We start from the raw sequence: 15,565 nt of genomic DNA, 5'->3' as shown, positions 1-15,565 counted from the left end.
CACTCCGATCTCATTTTCACGGCTCGGCGAGCCGCGTCACTCTTCATCGTCGACACGGCTGCGCCGTGAGCCGGCTATGCGCGCCACGAGGTCGGCAAGCTCGGTGGGCTGGAAAGCGCCGGCCCCGATCCCTCCGGCAAGTTCCTCGCTGCCCAAGGGCAGAACCGCGCTACCAAAACCCAGCTTTTCGGCTTCCTTGAGGCGCTGCTGCGCATGCGCAACCGGCCTCACCGCGCCCGAAAGGCTGATTTCGCCGAAATAGACGCAATCGGCGGGAAGGGCAAGACCGGTGAGCGAGGAAACCAGTGCGGCGGCGACCGCCAGATCGGCCGCCGGCTCGCTGATGCGATAGCCGCCGGCGACGTTGAGATAGACGTCATGCTGCCCGAAACGGACACCGCAATGCGCCTCCAGCACCGCCAGCACCATCGACAACCGCGCGCCGTCCCAGCCGACCACCGCCCGGCGCGGCGTGCCGAGTGAGGAGGGTGCGACCAGCGCCTGGATCTCGACCAGAACGGGCCTGGTGCCTTCCATGCCGGCGAAAACCGCCGCTCCCGGCGATTTCGCGTGCCGTTCGCCAAGAAAAAGTTCGGACGGGTTGGAGACCTCGCGCAGACCCTTATCCGACATTTCGAAGACGCCGATCTCGTCGGTCGGTCCGAAGCGGTTCTTCACCGTGCGCAGGATGCGGAAGTGGTGGCCGCCTTCGCCCTCGAAATAGAGTACGCCGTCGACCATGTGCTCGACCACGCGCGGACCCGCTATCTGGCCCTCCTTGGTGACGTGGCCGACCAGCACGATCGCGGCGCCCGTGGATTTCGCGTAGCGGATCATTGCCTGGGCGGCGGCGCGTACCTGGGTAACCGTGCCCGGCGCCGAATCGGCAAGGTCGGTCCACAGTGTCTGGATCGAATCGAGGATAACCAGATCCGGCCGCTTGCCGTCGGCGATCGTGGCGAGGATGTCCTCGACATTGGTCTCGGCCGCCAGTTCCACGGGCGCCGACGCGACGCCGAGACGCTGCGCACGTAGCCTGATCTGGGCAACGGCCTCTTCGCCCGAGACATAGACGATGCGATGGCCCTTGGAGGCAAGAGCGGCCGCGGCCTGGGTGAGCAGCGTCGACTTGCCGATGCCGGGATCGCCGCCGACCAGCAGTGCCGAGCCGCGCACGAAGCCGCCGCCAGTGGCGCGGTCGAGTTCGCCGATGCCCGAGACGATGCGCGGTGCGTCCTCGATGTCGCCCGAAAGCGTGGTCAGCACCACGGCTCGGCCCTTGCGGGCATTGCGCGTGTTGGCAGGCCCCGAGCCGATGCCGCCTGACGTGCCTTCCTCGACCAGCGTGTTCCACTCGCCGCAGGCATCGCATTTGCCGGCCCAGCGCTGGTGCACCGAACCGCAATTCTGGCAGATGAATTGGACGCGGGATTTGGCCACGCTTTTACCTTCCCGCGCGCTTGCGGGCGCCGCGATCCTCCGCGCCCCCTTCTGTCCTGCCGGACAGAGGGGAGCGTCGTAGGACGCCTTGCTTGCGTATTTCTGTTGCGACCGCGGGCAAGAGGCTACTCAAACCTCTCCGCGATGTGGTGCTCTTCCGCCAAATCCGAGAAGCGGGTGAATTCGCCGTGGAAGGCGAGCGTGACCGAGCCCGTCGGCCCGTGGCGCTGCTTGGCCACGATCACCTCGGCCTTGCCGCGCATCTCGTTCATGTCGTTTTCCCACTTGACGTATTCCTCGGTGCCGAGCTTCGGCTCGCGGTTCTTGAGGTAATATTCCTCGCGATAGACGAAGATGACGACGTCTGCGTCCTGCTCGATCGAACCGGATTCGCGCAGGTCGGAGAGCTGCGGGCGCTTGTCGTCGCGGCTTTCGACCTGACGCGAGAGCTGCGACAGCGCGATGATCGGCACGGCCAGTTCCTTGGCCAGCGCCTTCAGGCCCGTGGTGATCTCGGTGATTTCCTGCACGCGGTTCTGCGAAGACTTGGCGGATGAGCCCTGCATCAGCTGGATATAGTCGATGACGATCAGGTCGAGGCCACGCTGGCGCTTCAGGCGACGCGCGCGGGCAGACAACTGGGCAATGGAAATACCGCCGGTCTGGTCGATGAACAGCGGGATCTTCTGCATGGTCTGCGAACAGGCGACCAGCTTTTCGAAATCCATTTCGCTGATTTCGCCGCGGCGGATCTTCGAGGAAGAGATTTCCGTCTGTTCGGAAATGATACGGGTTGCGAGCTGTTCGGACGACATTTCGAGCGAGAAAAACCCGACGACGCCGCCATTGGCCGCCTTGAACGAGCCGTCGGCCTGCTGCGCCGGCTCGTACATCTCGGCAATGTTGAAGGCGATGTTGGTGGCTAGCGATGTCTTGCCCATGCCTGGACGGCCGGCGATGATGATCAGATCGGACGACTGCAGGCCGCCCATGCGGCGGTCGAGATCGCGCAAGCCGGTGGCGAGGCCCGACAGACCGCCGTCGCGCATATAGGCGGCGTTGGCCATGTCGACCGCGGTCTTGACCGCGTCGGTGAAGCTCTCGAAGCCGCCGTCATAGCGCCCGGTTTCAGCCAGCTCGAACAGGCGGCGCTCGGCGTCCTCGATCTGTTCGGAAGGCGACATGTCGACAGGTGCGTCATAGGCGATGTTGACCATGTCCTCGCCGACCGTGATCAGCGCCCGGCGCGTCGCCAGGTCGTAGATGGCGCGGCCGTAATCGGTGGCGTTGACGACGGTGACGGCTTCCACCGCCAGCCGCACGACATATTGCGCCACCGTCATGTCGCCGACCTTCTCGTCGGCCGGCAGGAAGGTCTTCAGCGTGATCGGCGTCGCCGCCTTGCCCATGCGGATCAACTCGGCCGCGACGTCGAAGATCTTGCGGTGCAGGGGTTCATGGAAATGGCCGGACTTCAGGAAGTCGGACACTCGGTAGAAGGCATCGTTGTTGACGAGGATGGCGCCAAGCAGCGCCTGCTCGGCCTCGATGTTGTTGGGCGATTCGCGATAGAGCGGTTGCTCCGCCACGCCGAATTTTCGCGCTGCCTCTGCCATGATGTCCCCGATTTAGATCCCGGCCTTTCGATATCAGAACTGGACAAGTCGATGCTGACTTATCTGCAACAGCTCGTGTCGAAGCGGCCTTGATGCTCGCGATTCACAGCCAAAATTTTTCCGTGGAAAGAATCGCAATTGACTCGAATCGAGAGTTGCGAGTTTAGCGTTTCTCGAAGGAGAACAAAACAGGAAAGTGGTCGATGGTTGACACCGGATTGCGGAGCGATGGTCTTCGTTTCATCTCACGCCAGCGCATCGCCCCAGTCCAGCCGCCGCGCCACCTTGAAGGCGTCGCCGTCGCGTTTGGTGAAGAGCTTTTCGTCGGCGCTGCCGTCTGCCTCGCATAATTTCAGCGACACCTTGCCGGATCCTGATTTCGGCGGCGCGATCACTCGTGCGGCGAGGGAGGCAGCCGGCTGGCGCGAAGCAGCGACATAAATGAATTTCTCGTCTTCCCACGGCACCTCCGCGTCCTTGGCCAGCCGGTGCAGGCGCGAGCGGGCGACGCGGCGGGAAAAGTGGCACCAGTCGGGCGGGTTGAGCGGGCAGAGTGCTTCGTGCGGGCAAGGCGCCAGCAGATGCGCGCCGGCGGCGATCAGTTGCTGCCGCACGGCCAGAATTCGCAGCCAGCCCGCCGGCGTGCCCGGCTCGACGATCAGCAACGTGTCCGTCGTGAGTTGCCATAGCCGGTCGACCATTTTGGGCAAGGATGCCGGCACGATCTCGTCCAGCACATAGGCGCATGTGACGAGGTCGGCCGGTTGAAGGTCGGCAAGGTCTGTCGTGACATCGCCGGCCCGCCAGATGGTCCGGGCCGCGATTGCGCCGGCCGCGAGTGTCTCGCCGATCTTGCGCACTGCGGCACTCGCCTCGAACAACGTTGCAAGTTCCAGTTCAGGCCAGAGATCGCTGGTAGCCCAAAGCACCGTGCCAGGGCCGGCGCCAACGTCGAGCAAGGTCGCGGGTGTGAAATCCGGCCGGGCTTCGGCGAGCGCATCGAGGCTGGCGCGGACCGCCGCGTAGGTCGCCGGCATCCGCGTCGTCAGATAGGCCTTGACCGCCATGTCCTGCACCATGTGCAGGCGCCCGTCGCGCAGTTCGGCGCGGTAGCGGTCGGACAGGATTTTTGCTGCCTGCTTCAGGTCCGGCAGCGGCACCTTTTCCAAAATGCGATCGACAGCCTGTCGAAGAGTGGCTGGCAGTTCCACGGCCTATGCCCCTCTCGGTGCGAGCAGGATGATCGAGGCGCCGGCCATGCAGAGCGCCGCACCGGCAAGGTCCCAGCGATCGGGCCGCACGCGCTCGACCAGCCACAACCAGGCGAGTGAGGCAGCGATGTAGATACCGCCGTAAGCGGCATAGGCACGGCCGGCCGCACTGATGTCGACCAATGCCAGAAGCCAGGCGAACACAAGCAGCGAGGCAAAGCCCGGCAGCAGCCAGAGGGGCGACTTCTCCAGTCGCCACCACGCCCACACCAAAAAGCAGCCGGCGATCTCGGCCAGCGCCGCGGCTGTGTAGAGGAGATAGGTCATGAAAAGGCCTCGCTTCGATCACGAGGCCTTTTTCGGGGCAGGAGCCGGCAATGGCAAGCGCCAATAATGCGTCCTGACAGCGCCGTTCCTATTCCGCCACCTTGCGTCGGCGGGCGGGCTTGGCGGGCTTCTCGGCGGGAGCCGCCTCGCGGCGGCCCATATCTTCACGGTGCCCCATATCTTCACGGTGCCCCATGTCGCGCATTTCCAGCGCCTTTTCGCATTTGGCCATATAGTCGCGCGTCATCGGCAGCGTGTCGTTCGTCTTGGTGATCTGGAACTGGAAAATCACCAGATCCTGCCAACGGAAGGCGGCTTCCGAGGCGGCCAGATAGAACTCCCACATGCGGCAGAAGCGTTCGTCATAGATAGCCTTGGCCTTGTCGCGGTTGGCGGCGAAGCGCTGGCCCCAGTGCTTCAGCGTGTCGGCATAGTGGAGCCGCAGGATCTCGACGTCAGTGACCACGAGGCCGGACTTCTCGATCGCCGGCAGTACTTCGGACATTGCCGGAATGTAGCCGCCGGGGAAAATATACTTGCGGATGAAGGCGCTGGTCGCCCATGGCACGCCGGAGCGGCCGATCGTGTGCAGGAGCATGACACCATCAGGCTTCAGCAATGTTGCCGCCTTGTCGAAGAAGGTCCGGTAATGGTTGACGCCGACATGCTCGAACATGCCGACCGAGACGATGCGGTCGAAGCGTTCGTTGAGCTCGCGATAATCCTTCATCTCGAAATGGACGTGGTTTTCCAGCCCTTGCGCATGCGCCCGGTCGGTGGCGACGCCATGCTGTTCGGTCGACAGCGTCACGCCTTGTACGTCGACGTCGAAAGCTTTGGCGAGGTAGAGGCCAAGCCCGCCCCAGCCGGAGCCGATGTCGAGCACCGTCTGGCCGGCCTTCAGCCGGAGTTTGGCGGCGATATGGCGCTTCTTGGCGGCCTGCGCCTCGTCCAGCGTCATGTCCGGTTGCTCGAAATAGGCGCAGGAATACTGCATGTCCTCATCGAGGAAGAGCCGGTAGAGCTCGCCCGACAGATCGTAGTGGCGCTGCACGTTGCGGCGCGAGCGCGTGGCGGTGTTGATCTGCTGCAGGCGGCGGAAGGCGTGGCGCAGGCCCTCGATGGCTTTCGACCAGGTTGCGTCGATGCCGCCGCTGCCCATGTTCTGGAAGGCAATGCGCATCAGTCCGAGCACGCCGCCTTCAAGAATGTCCAGCTCGCCGTCCATGTAGGATTCAGGCACCGCCAGCATCGGGTCGAAGGTGATGGCGCGCTCGGCATGCCGGGTCTTGATGTGCATATGCACCGGCTCGCCGCTGCCGTCGCCGAAGATGAATGTCGAACCCTGCGGCCCGGTTACCTTGAGATTGCCCGTGCGCACCAGGCGGTCGAGAACGCGCTTCAACAGAATATTCATGGTCCGATGTCCCCTCGCGGTCAGACAGGCTGTCCTACTCTGCATCAATATATAGGGTTTCGAAAAGTTCCTTTTGGCACAAAAATGCCCGGGCGAGAGGCCCGGGCATTGGTCCAGAAATGGCTGGAAAGCCGTGATCCGAGTGGCTCGGACCTGTGCGATCAGGCGTTTTCTTCGCCGCCTTCGAACTCGGCATTCGGATCGAAGAAGTTTTCCGGCCGCGCATTGTCGTTGATGTCGTCGCCGTAAATAGCTTCGGCGGTGGTCAGCGTCTCGCCCTTGGCCTGGCGTTCGGCCTCATCGGCCGTGCGGGCGATGTTGAGCGTGATGGTGACTTCGACTTCCGGATGCAGGGCGATCGCCACATTGGTGACACCGATGGTCTTGATCGGCTGGTTGAGCTGGATCTGGTTGCGGTTGACCGTGAAGCCCTCCGTGATCAGCAGATCGGCGATGTCGCGCGTCGACACCGAACCGTAGAGCTGACCGGTCTCGCCGGCCGAGCGAACGGCGATGAAGCTCTTGCCGTCGAGCTTTTCGGCAACCTGCGCGGCTTCAGACTTGCGCTCGAGGTTGCGGGCTTCGAGCTGGGCGCGCTGGCCTTCGAATTTCTTCTTGTTGGCTTCGTTGGCGCGCAGCGCCTTGCCCTGCGGCAGCAGGAAGTTGCGGGCAAAACCGTCCTTGACCTTGACGGTATCGCCCATCTGGCCGAGGCGGGAGACGCGTTCGAGAAGAATGACGTCCATGATTATGTTCCTTTTGGTTGGGCGTCCGTCCACAAGGCCGGCGCCGAATTCTCTGGAACAGGTCAGGAAGCAAAAGGGCGTTGCCGCCGTGTCGCTGTCCTGCCTGTCGCGGCAGTTAGAGGTTTTGACCTCAACTCGGGATTTGATGCCTAACCGGTCATGCCCGTCATGGCCGGCGATAAGGAACGGGCGGCGAACCGCCCGTTCGGAAGAACTAGCGAACCACGTAGGGCAGCAGGCCGAGGAAGCGGGCGCGCTTGATCGCCTTGGCGAGCTCGCGCTGCTTCTTCTGGCTGACGGCGGTGATGCGCGACGGCACGATCTTGCCGCGCTCGGAAATGTAGCGCTGCAGCAGACGCACATCCTTGTAGTCGATCTTCGGTGCGTTGGCGCCGGAGAACGGGCAGGTCTTGCGGCGGCGATGGAAAGGGCGCCGGGTCGGGATCTGGTTGATGTCGACCATTATTCTGCACCCCCTTCAAAACCTTCGCGCGGACGGCGCGGACCACGGTCGCCGCCTTCGCGATCGCCGAACGAACGCGGGCCACGATCGCCGCGGTCGCCGAAGCTGCGCGCCGGACGATCGCCACGGTCGCGATCGCCGAAGCCGCCGCGCTCGGAGCGCTCTTCGCGCTTCTGCATCATGGCCGAAGGGCCTTCCTCATGCGCCTCGACCTTGATGGTCAGGAAACGCAGCACGTCCTCGGACAGACCCATCTGGCGCTCCATCTCGTTGAGCGCTGCCGGCGGGCAGGTGAGATCCATCAGCGTGTAGTATGCCTTCCGGTTCTTGTTGACCCGGTAGGTGAGGGACTTCAGTCCCCAGTTCTCGACCCGGCCGACGGACCCGCCATTTGCTGCGATGACGCCCTTGTACTGTTCGACAAGCGCATCGACCTGCTGCTGCGAGAGGTCCTGCCGGGCAAGAAACACATGTTCGTAAAGAGCCATTATGTATCAGTGCCTTTCTTCGTTTCTCTCCCGGTTCCCGGCGGCAAAAGCCTCTGCAACTTCTCTGACCCGCGTGTGCCTCGAAAGGCGCGAGGAAGAAAGGAGCATGACGAGACGGTCGAGAGCGGAGACACGGGAGGCGGAAGCGCTTCTGGCATCACACGAAGGTTCTAGAAAAAACCTCCGGCCCTCCGTTCAGCCCCCAGCTGGGACCGGCAGATTGGCGGCGTCTATACAGCAATCCGCTGATAAGGCAAGGGCAAGCGGCATCCCCGATGTCGCGGCCACCAGAAAATCAAGCCGCGGCGCGCGCAAGGCCTGGCGGTTTTCCCGGCAACCGGCGCTTAACCACAACATCAGCTTGCGCCGGGTTGAGCCCCACCGTCAACGGTCGATTCATCATGCAACATGCAAAAGACCGGGCAACCGCGCAAGCGGCAGGCATTTCCGGGGGTAAGGATGCTTCTCAACAGATTCTGGCGCTCGAAGAGCGGCAATTTCGCGCTTCTGATGGGGTTGGGGCTGCCAGCCATTCTGTCAGCCGTGGCCTTCGCGACCGATGTCTCGACCATGATGCGGGCGAAGAGCAACCTGCAGAACGCGCTCGATTCCGCAAACCTTGCCTCGTCGCATCTTGGCGATCTGGACATTACCCGCACCGACGCCTTCAACCGCTATTTCCAGGCAAACATCGCCGGGCATGGCGAACTCGTCAACGCGCAGGCGACGCTGACCGTCGACAAGGGCGTCAATTTCATCAAGACCAAGGCGGTCGCCTCGGCCGACGTCAATCTGAACTTCGCTTTCCTGTTTGGCCAGAGCAAGCACATCGTGGTCGATGCCTCGGCGGTCGAATCGAACAATCAGCTCGAAGTCGTGCTGGTGCTGGACAATACCGGCTCGATGCGCGGCGCCCGTATGACGGCGCTCAGGGCCGCGACCAAATCATTGCTCGATACTCTCGAATCGACGAAATCGCCGACGCGCCAGGTCCGTGCCTCACTGGTGCCATTCGTCACGGCCGTGAACGTCAACGGCGACGGGTTCGACCCGTCCTGGATCGATATGGACGGCAAATCCTCGACCAACGGCATAAATTTCCCCGTCATCGACGGCAAACGCCCGAACCACATGGCGCTGTTCAAGCAGCTCAAGGACACCGGATGGGCCGAGCCCGGATGGAACGACACGGGATGGAAGGGCTGCGTGGAGGCGCGGCCCGGCGCCTACAACATCTCCGACACGCCGCCCGATCCGACCAAGCCCGACACGCTGTTCGTTCCCTATTTTGCGCCGGATGATCCCGGAGATGCGCAGATGCCGTCCAGCACCTATGGCAATGAGGCAAAATACTACAACAATTCTTATCTCGCCGACACCGGCGACACGGTCAAGCTGGACAAACAGAAAGGCAACAACCGGCTCGGCATCGACTTCAGCGGCCTCGGCAGCGATCCCGACAAAGCCACCAAGGAAAAAGTCGCCAAATATGTGGCGCCAGACAAGGAACTTATCACCGAGACAGGAACTTCCATCACCGTTGGCCCGAACCGTTCCTGCCCGACCCCTGTCGTTCCCTTGACCGAAGATTTCGACAAGCTGCGCAAGGCGGCAAGCCAGATGACCGAGTGGAACGGCTCGGGCACCAACGTGTCGGAGGGCCTGTCGTGGGGCATGCGTGTGCTGTCGCCCGCTCCGCCTTATACCGACGGGGCGCCGTGGAAGACGCCTGGCATCAGCAAGATCGTGTTGTTGCTCACCGACGGTGAGAATGTCGTCTATGGTGCCAGCGAACAGCCGACGAAATCCGACTACACATCCTATGGCTATCTGGCGGGTGGCCGCTTCGGGTCGGATAACCAGGCGACGGCGGCCCGCAATGTCGACGGCTGGACCAAGAGCGTCTGCACGCAGTTGAAGAACGAGGGCGTGCAAATCTATACTCTGGTGCTGCAATCCGACACGCCCGCCAACCGCACGCTTTACAGCGCCTGCGCTTCCGACCCGAGCAACTATTATGCCGTCAATGACCCGACCAAACTGCCGGACGTGTTCCTGCAGATCGCCAACAAGTTCTCGAAGCTGCAATTGACGAATTGAACCCATGGCCCGAAAGCATCGGGCCTGAGCCGACCGGTCGGCTCAACTGGTATGGGAGACAACCTTGTCGACCGTTTCAGGGAAGAAGTCGGGTGCCGCGAGGCGTTTGCCGAACATCATGTCGTATTGCAACAGACGGAAATCGCGGATCGCCGGGTCGATCTCCTTCTGCCGAGCCCAGTCGGACGTCGCCTCGCCCGTCGGCGTCAGCAACAAGTTGCGGTCGACGACGCGATAGCGCTGCCGCATCTCGCCCAGGAAGCCGGTGTAGTAGGGGTGGGTGATGCCCGCGGCGGTCAGGATATGATAGGGCAGGAAGGCAGGGCTCACCGTCCCCAGATTCTCGACCGGGCCCGAGCGGTTCGACCAGATGATCAGCGGTGTCGCGTGGTGTTCGAGAGCCGCCTCCGGTGTCGGTTCCTTGCGTGGCGCGACATTGTCCTTCAGGAAGCCGGTCTCGACATAGACCGGTCCGAGTGGCGGCAGGTGGTCACCGAAAAAGGCGACAATCGTTGGCCGCTCGCGCGTCTTGGCCCATTCGATCAGCCGCTCGAGGCCGCGGTCCGCGTCGGCTGAACCCTCGGCGTAGGAGATCAGCGAGTCACGCGCCCACTGGCTGATCGGGGCTTGCACCGAGTGGGTCGGGTTCGAATAGCGGTTCGGTTCATACGGGCCATGGTTCTGCAGGCTGACGGCGAAGAAGAAGACCGGGTCGTCGCTGGCGTCGGCTTCGCGGATGATCTCGTCGGTCATCGCGGCGTCGGATGCCAGCGGTCCGCGCTTTTCCATGGGCGGCAGCGTCTCTTCCGATTTGAAGTCGTTGAAGCCGAAATCGGCATAGACTGCGCCGCGATTCCAGAACCAGTTTGTGCCTGGATGGATGGCGCGTGCCCTATAGCCTTCGCTCTTCAGGAAGGTCGCCATCGACGGCGTCGGGGTGCGTACATATTGCTGGTAGGGGATGCTGCCGGCCGGCAGGAAGGCGTTCGAGAACCCGGTCAGCGCTTCGAATTCGATGTTGGCGGTCATGCCGCCGAATTCAGGCGAGAACATCGAGCCCGAGCGGAGCGCCCGCACATTGGGGATCGGATCCGGGGTGATGGTGACGCCGGGCAGCTTGGTCGAATCCCAGAAGGATTCGCTCATGACGACGATGATGTCGGGCTTCTCGGTAGGTACCGAGGCCGTCACATTGGTTCGGTCAATGGCCGCAATTGCCTTGTCGGAATAGCCTNGGGGTGCCGAGACATGCGCCATCGGCACGTTGAGCGCGAAGGCGAGCGCAAAGCCGTTGGAGGCGTAGTTTTCCTTCTGGTCCCACATGATGGGGATGATCTGCAGCCGGTCCCGCGTCCACGAGAAAGTGGCGTAGTCCATGATCGAGACGAAGAAGGCGAGCAGCGGCACCGCCAGCGTCAGCCGGGCAAGGCGGCCCTTGTGGCTGAGGGCTGGAACCTTGCGGCGCCAAACCCGCCAGCCGTAGACGAGCAGGGACAGGCTGGCGACGATGCCCGCGACCATGGCGAGCGCGGTCATAGGCCGCTCGCGCACCAGCAGCGGCAGCAGGGCGAAGATCTGGCGGGCATAGAGAAAATCCGTTGGATAGAGCGGATCGCCGAGATAATGCGATTTCTGGTGGCCGACAAAGGCCAGCGACAGGGTCAGCGGCGCCACGATCATCAGGCTCTGATGACTGCGCCCGAGCACCGCGTCGAGACCGATCAGGACCAGCGCGAACACGACGATGGTTGTCCAGCCCGGCTTGAACGGCTGCAGGAAGAAGGAAACGGTGCCGGCAACATCGCCGCGCACGATCAGTTCGATGGCGAACACCAGCACGGCCGAGATCGCCAGGCTGATCAGCCCGTAACGGACGACCGGCCATCGCCGGCCCGGCAGATAGCCGGTGGACGGATCGTCTTCCAGGAACTGCGGCGCGGCGTTGCCGGCACGTTTGAAGCTCTTTGCCACTTTAACTTCCCACCCCAAGACAATCCACGTCATTCGATTGTCATATAATTGTCACGCAAAGCTAGCGCCTGTGACGAAAATAAGAAGAGCCAGCAAACGATTCGTGAGCGGTTTTCATCAGGTGTGATCGTCGCAAAGCCCTTTGGGAACAGGCGCTCGGCGCATGGTTCGGGTTCGGCTCCGGGTTGAACCGGGCTTGACTTGGCGGCCTGCCTTGCGTCACAGGCAGGGAAAATTCGTAGTATCAGTCAAGCAAAACAAGTCTGGGGAGCCCCCGCATGGCCGTCGCATTCACCTTTCCAGGACAAGGAAGCCAGGCTGTCGGCATGGGCAAGGATCTCGCCGATGCCTTTCCCGAGGCGCGCAGGATCTTCCAGGAAGTCGATGACGCGCTCGGCGAAAACCTGTCGAAGCTGATCTGGGAAGGTCCCGAAGAAACCCTGACGCTGACGGCCAATGCGCAGCCGGCCCTCATGGCGGTATCGCTGGCGGCGATCAGGGCGCTGGAAGCGCGCGGTTTCTCGCTGAAGGATAAGGTCGCCTATGTCGCCGGCCATTCGCTGGGCGAATATTCGGCACTCGCCGCCGCCGGCTTCGTTTCCGTTGCCGATGCCGCCCGTCTGCTGCGCATTCGTGGCAACGCCATGCAGGCGGCGGTGCCGGCCGGCGAGGGCGCCATGGCGGCGATCATCGGGTTGGAGCAGGCCGATGTCGAAGCTGCCTGTGCCGAGGCCGCCCTGGGCGCTGGCAAGGCCGCTGCCTGCCAGGTGGCGAACGACAATGGCGGCGGCCAGCTGGTCATATCAGGCACGAGAGCCGCGGTGGAACTGGCGGCGAGACTGTGCACGGAAAAGGGTGCCAAACGGGCCCTGATGCTGCAGGTTTCGGCGCCTTTCCATTCCGCGCTGATGACACCGGCGGCCGAGATCATGCGCGAGGCGCTGGCGAGCGTCGCGAGGGCCGCGCCGGTGGTGCCCATCGTCTCCAACGTCACCGTCACTCCGACCAGTGACCCCGATGAGATCGCACGGCGTCTGGTCGAACAGGTGGTTGCCCGCGTGCGCTGGCGCGAAACGGTGGAATGGTTCGGCGCCAACAGCGTCTCCACGCTTTACGAGATCGGCGCCGGCAAGGTGCTTTCGGGCCTGGCGCGGCGCATCAACCGCGACATCGCCACCACCTCTGTGGGTTCCGCGGCTGAGGTCGAGGCGGCATTGGCGGCGCTTGCATAAAACGCCATTTGATACCATCCCTATACGGGGTGTCCTCTTCTCAACCTGGAGACAAAAATGTTCGAATTGACCGGCCGCAAGGCGCTTGTCACCGGCGCATCGGGGGGCATCGGCGAGGCGATCGCCAGGGTGTTGCATGCGCAGGGCGCGATCGTCGGCCTGCACGGCACGCGGCTCGAGAAACTGGAAACGTTGGCCTCCGAACTGGGCGACCGGGTCAAGCTGTTCCCGGCCAACCTGTCGAACCGCGACGAGGTCAAGGCACTCGGCCAGAAGGCGGAGGCCGATCTCGAGGGCGTCGACATTCTGGTCAACAATGCCGGCATCACCAAGGACGGCCTGTTCGTGCGCATGTCGGACGCCGACTGGGATACGGTGCTGGAGATTAACCTCACCGCCGTTTTCAGGCTGACCCGTGAACTGACCCACCCGATGATGCGCCGCCGCCATGGCCGCATCATCAACATCACTTCGGTGGTCGGCGTGACCGGCAATCCCGGCCAGGCGAATTACTGTGCCTCCAAGGCCGGTATGATCGGGTTGTCGAAGTCGCTGGCGCAGGAGATCGCCACCCGCAACATCACCGTCAACTGCATCGCTCCGGGCTTCATCGAATCGGCGATGACCGACAAGCTCAACGACAAGCAGAAAGAGGCGATCATGGCGGCGATCCCCACGAAGCGCATGGGCACCAGTGCCGAAGTGGCGTCCGCCGTTGCCTATCTGGCTTCGAACGAGGCCGCCTACGTAACCGGGCAGACCATTCATGTGAATGGCGGTATGGCGATGATCTGAGCGAGGTCCGCGGCAACATCACCGCGCTGTGAAAACCCACCATTTCGGCTTGGACCTTGGCTATTTTTCGTGTAATGCGGCCCGCAACCCGGCGGTTCGGGCAAAAACCGGTCCGTGGCCGTTGCGTTTCCGGCAGGACCATCTTTCAGCTTGATTAGCGGCATTCCGCCCGCTAACGAAGACAGACAAACAAAAGACGAGGATGCCAAATGAGTGACACCGCAGAGCGCGTCAAGAAGATCGTCATCGAACACCTTGGCGTCGATGCCGACAAAGTGACGGAGCAGGCGAGCTTCATCGATGATCTGGGCGCTGACAGCCTCGACACTGTCGAACTGGTCATGGCGTTCGAAGAAGAATTCGGCGTCGAGATCCCCGATGACGCAGCCGAGACCATTCTGACGGTCGGCGATGCGGTGAAGTACATCGACAAGGCTTCGGCCTGACGCTTTCCGCAGTCGTCACCGGGGAGGACCTGCGATGAGACGTGTCGTCGTCACGGGCCTTGGCCTGGTTTCACCGTTCGGCATGGGCTTCGAGCACGGCTGGAAGGAACTGCTGACCGGCCGCAGCGCTGCCAAGCGCGTCACCGAGTTCGAGGTGGACGATCTTGCCTGCAAGATCGCCCACGTCATTCCGCGTGGCGACGGCTCCAACGGCACGCTCAATCCCGAAGCCATTCTTGAGCCGAAGGAACTTCGCAAAATCGGCGACTTCATCCTGTACGGGATCGCGGCCGCCGATGAAGCGCTGAAGGATTCCGGCTGGCAGCCTTCAACCGAGGAGGAGCGTTGCGCCACTGGTGTGCTGATCGGCTCCGGCATCGGCGGTCTTGAGGGCATCGCCGAGAACGCGATCATCCTCAAGGAACGCGGCCCGCGCCGCATCAGCCCGTTCTTCATCCCCGGAAATATCATCAATCTCGTGTCGGGCCAGGTTTCGATCCGGCACGGATTGAAAGGCCCCAACCACGCTGTGGTCACTGCTTGCTCGACTGGCGCGCACGCCATTGGTGACGCCGCCCGGCTGATCATCTTCGGCGATGCCGACATCATGCTGGCAGGTGGCGCCGAATCGCCGGTGACCCGGCTTTCGCTCGCCGGCTTCGCCGCCTGCCGGGCACTCTCGACCGAGCGCAACGATAGCCCGCAAACGGCCTCGCGGCCTTACGACCGCGACCGCGACGGCTTCGTCATGGGCGAAGGCGCCGGTGTCGTCGTGCTGGAAGAGCTCGAGCATGCCAAGGCGCGCGGAGCGAAGATTTATGCCGAGGTGACCGGCTACGGCCTGACCGGCGACGCCTATCACATCACCGCACCGGCAGAAGATGGCGACGGGGCCTTCCGTTGCATGACGGCCGCGCTGAACCGGGCAAAGCTTACGCCAGCCGATGTCGACTACATCAATGCGCACGGCACCTCGACCATGGCCGATACGATCGAACTCGGCGCTGTCGAGCGGCTGGTCGGCAATGCGGCGTCCAAGATTTCAATGTCGTCGACCAAGTCGTCGATCGGCCATTTGCTGGGAGCAGCCGGCGCGGCCGAAGCGATCTTTTCGATCCTCGCCATCCGCGACAATATCGCACCGGCGACCATCAACCTCGACAATCCCGAACGCGAAACCGCGATCGACCTGGTGCCGAACAAGCCACGCCCGCGCCAGATCGACGTAGCCCTGTCCAATTCCTTCGGCTTCGGCGGCACCAACGCCTCGCTCGTTTTCCAGCGGTATAATGGCTGACGGTCCGGTTGCCGGG

Annotated in this window: 14 protein-coding genes; 5 read left to right on the top strand and 9 right to left on the bottom strand. The window is 62.9% G+C overall.

Annotated features, from left to right (window positions below):
* Window positions 1-36: 36 nt before the first annotated feature.
* The 8 genes from radA to rpsF form a co-directional block, all read right to left on the bottom strand.
* Window positions 37-1,440 carry a DNA repair protein RadA gene (gene radA / locus M653_RS0115250; protein ID WP_027144129.1) on the bottom strand — a complete coding sequence of 468 codons (1,404 nt, stop codon included), beginning with the start codon at window positions 1,438-1,440 and terminating at the stop codon, window positions 37-39.
* 125 nt (window positions 1,441-1,565) lie between these two features.
* Window positions 1,566-3,056, bottom strand: coding sequence for a replicative DNA helicase (locus tag M653_RS0115245; protein WP_027144128.1), 1,491 nt, complete (start codon window positions 3,054-3,056; stop codon window positions 1,566-1,568).
* Window positions 3,057-3,301: 245 nt separating this feature from the next.
* Complete coding sequence (locus M653_RS0115240; protein WP_027144127.1) at window positions 3,302-4,267, bottom strand: small ribosomal subunit Rsm22 family protein; 966 nt, start codon at window positions 4,265-4,267, stop codon at window positions 3,302-3,304.
* 3 nt (window positions 4,268-4,270) lie between these two features.
* A complete protein-coding gene (locus M653_RS0115235) occupies window positions 4,271-4,594 on the bottom strand; it encodes a YnfA family protein (protein ID WP_027144126.1) in 324 nt (107 codons plus the stop codon).
* Between the two features lie 88 nt (window positions 4,595-4,682).
* Window positions 4,683-6,011 carry a cyclopropane-fatty-acyl-phospholipid synthase family protein gene (locus M653_RS0115230; RefSeq protein WP_027144125.1) on the bottom strand — a complete coding sequence of 443 codons (1,329 nt, stop codon included), beginning with the start codon at window positions 6,009-6,011 and terminating at the stop codon, window positions 4,683-4,685.
* Window positions 6,012-6,172: 161 nt separating this feature from the next.
* The gene (gene rplI, locus M653_RS0115225; RefSeq protein ID WP_027144124.1) at window positions 6,173-6,757 is read right to left on the bottom strand and encodes a 50S ribosomal protein L9; all 585 of its coding nucleotides are present in this window, start codon (window positions 6,755-6,757) and stop codon (window positions 6,173-6,175) included.
* 214 nt (window positions 6,758-6,971) lie between these two features.
* A complete protein-coding gene (gene rpsR, locus M653_RS0115220) occupies window positions 6,972-7,220 on the bottom strand; it encodes a 30S ribosomal protein S18 (RefSeq protein ID WP_006203718.1) in 249 nt (82 codons plus the stop codon).
* Window positions 7,220-7,708, bottom strand: a complete 489-nt coding sequence (gene rpsF / locus M653_RS0115215; protein WP_027144123.1) for a 30S ribosomal protein S6 — start codon at window positions 7,706-7,708, stop codon at window positions 7,220-7,222. Before rpsF ends, rpsR begins: the two co-directional genes overlap by 1 nt.
* Before the next feature lie 459 nt (window positions 7,709-8,167).
* Between rpsF and M653_RS0115210 the strand changes: the two genes are divergently transcribed.
* Window positions 8,168-9,808 (top strand): pilus assembly protein, encoded by a 1,641-nt coding sequence (locus M653_RS0115210; RefSeq protein ID WP_027144122.1) that lies wholly within the window; start codon window positions 8,168-8,170, stop codon window positions 9,806-9,808.
* A 42-nt stretch (window positions 9,809-9,850) separates the two neighbouring features.
* Here M653_RS0115210 and M653_RS0115205 read toward each other — a convergent pair whose 3' ends face one another.
* The gene (locus tag M653_RS0115205; RefSeq protein WP_027144121.1) at window positions 9,851-11,812 is read right to left on the bottom strand and encodes an LTA synthase family protein; all 1,962 of its coding nucleotides are present in this window, start codon (window positions 11,810-11,812) and stop codon (window positions 9,851-9,853) included.
* Between the two features lie 245 nt (window positions 11,813-12,057).
* Here M653_RS0115205 and fabD point away from each other — a divergent pair, with 245 nt between their 5' ends.
* The 4 genes from fabD to fabF all read left to right on the top strand — a co-directional run bounded on the left by fabD (window position 12,058) and on the right by fabF (window position 15,549).
* Entirely contained in the window at window positions 12,058-13,011 is a 954-nt protein-coding gene (gene fabD / locus M653_RS0115200; protein ID WP_027144120.1) for an ACP S-malonyltransferase, read from the top strand.
* Between the two features lie 57 nt (window positions 13,012-13,068).
* Window positions 13,069-13,806, top strand: coding sequence for a 3-oxoacyl-[acyl-carrier-protein] reductase (gene fabG / locus M653_RS0115195; RefSeq protein WP_027144119.1), 738 nt, complete (start codon window positions 13,069-13,071; stop codon window positions 13,804-13,806).
* A gap of 209 nt (window positions 13,807-14,015) precedes the next feature.
* Window positions 14,016-14,252, top strand: coding sequence for an acyl carrier protein (locus M653_RS0115190; RefSeq protein ID WP_006203723.1), 237 nt, complete (start codon window positions 14,016-14,018; stop codon window positions 14,250-14,252).
* A gap of 34 nt (window positions 14,253-14,286) precedes the next feature.
* Window positions 14,287-15,549 (top strand): beta-ketoacyl-ACP synthase II, encoded by a 1,263-nt coding sequence (gene fabF / locus M653_RS0115185; protein WP_027144118.1) that lies wholly within the window; start codon window positions 14,287-14,289, stop codon window positions 15,547-15,549.
* Window positions 15,550-15,565 lie beyond the last annotated feature (16 nt).

This window comes from Mesorhizobium sp. WSM3626 (genome assembly GCF_000513935.1).
In the GTDB taxonomy this organism is placed as follows: domain Bacteria; phylum Pseudomonadota; class Alphaproteobacteria; order Rhizobiales; family Rhizobiaceae; genus Mesorhizobium; species Mesorhizobium salmacidum.
This window is presented reverse-complemented; position numbering and strand designations above follow the sequence as displayed.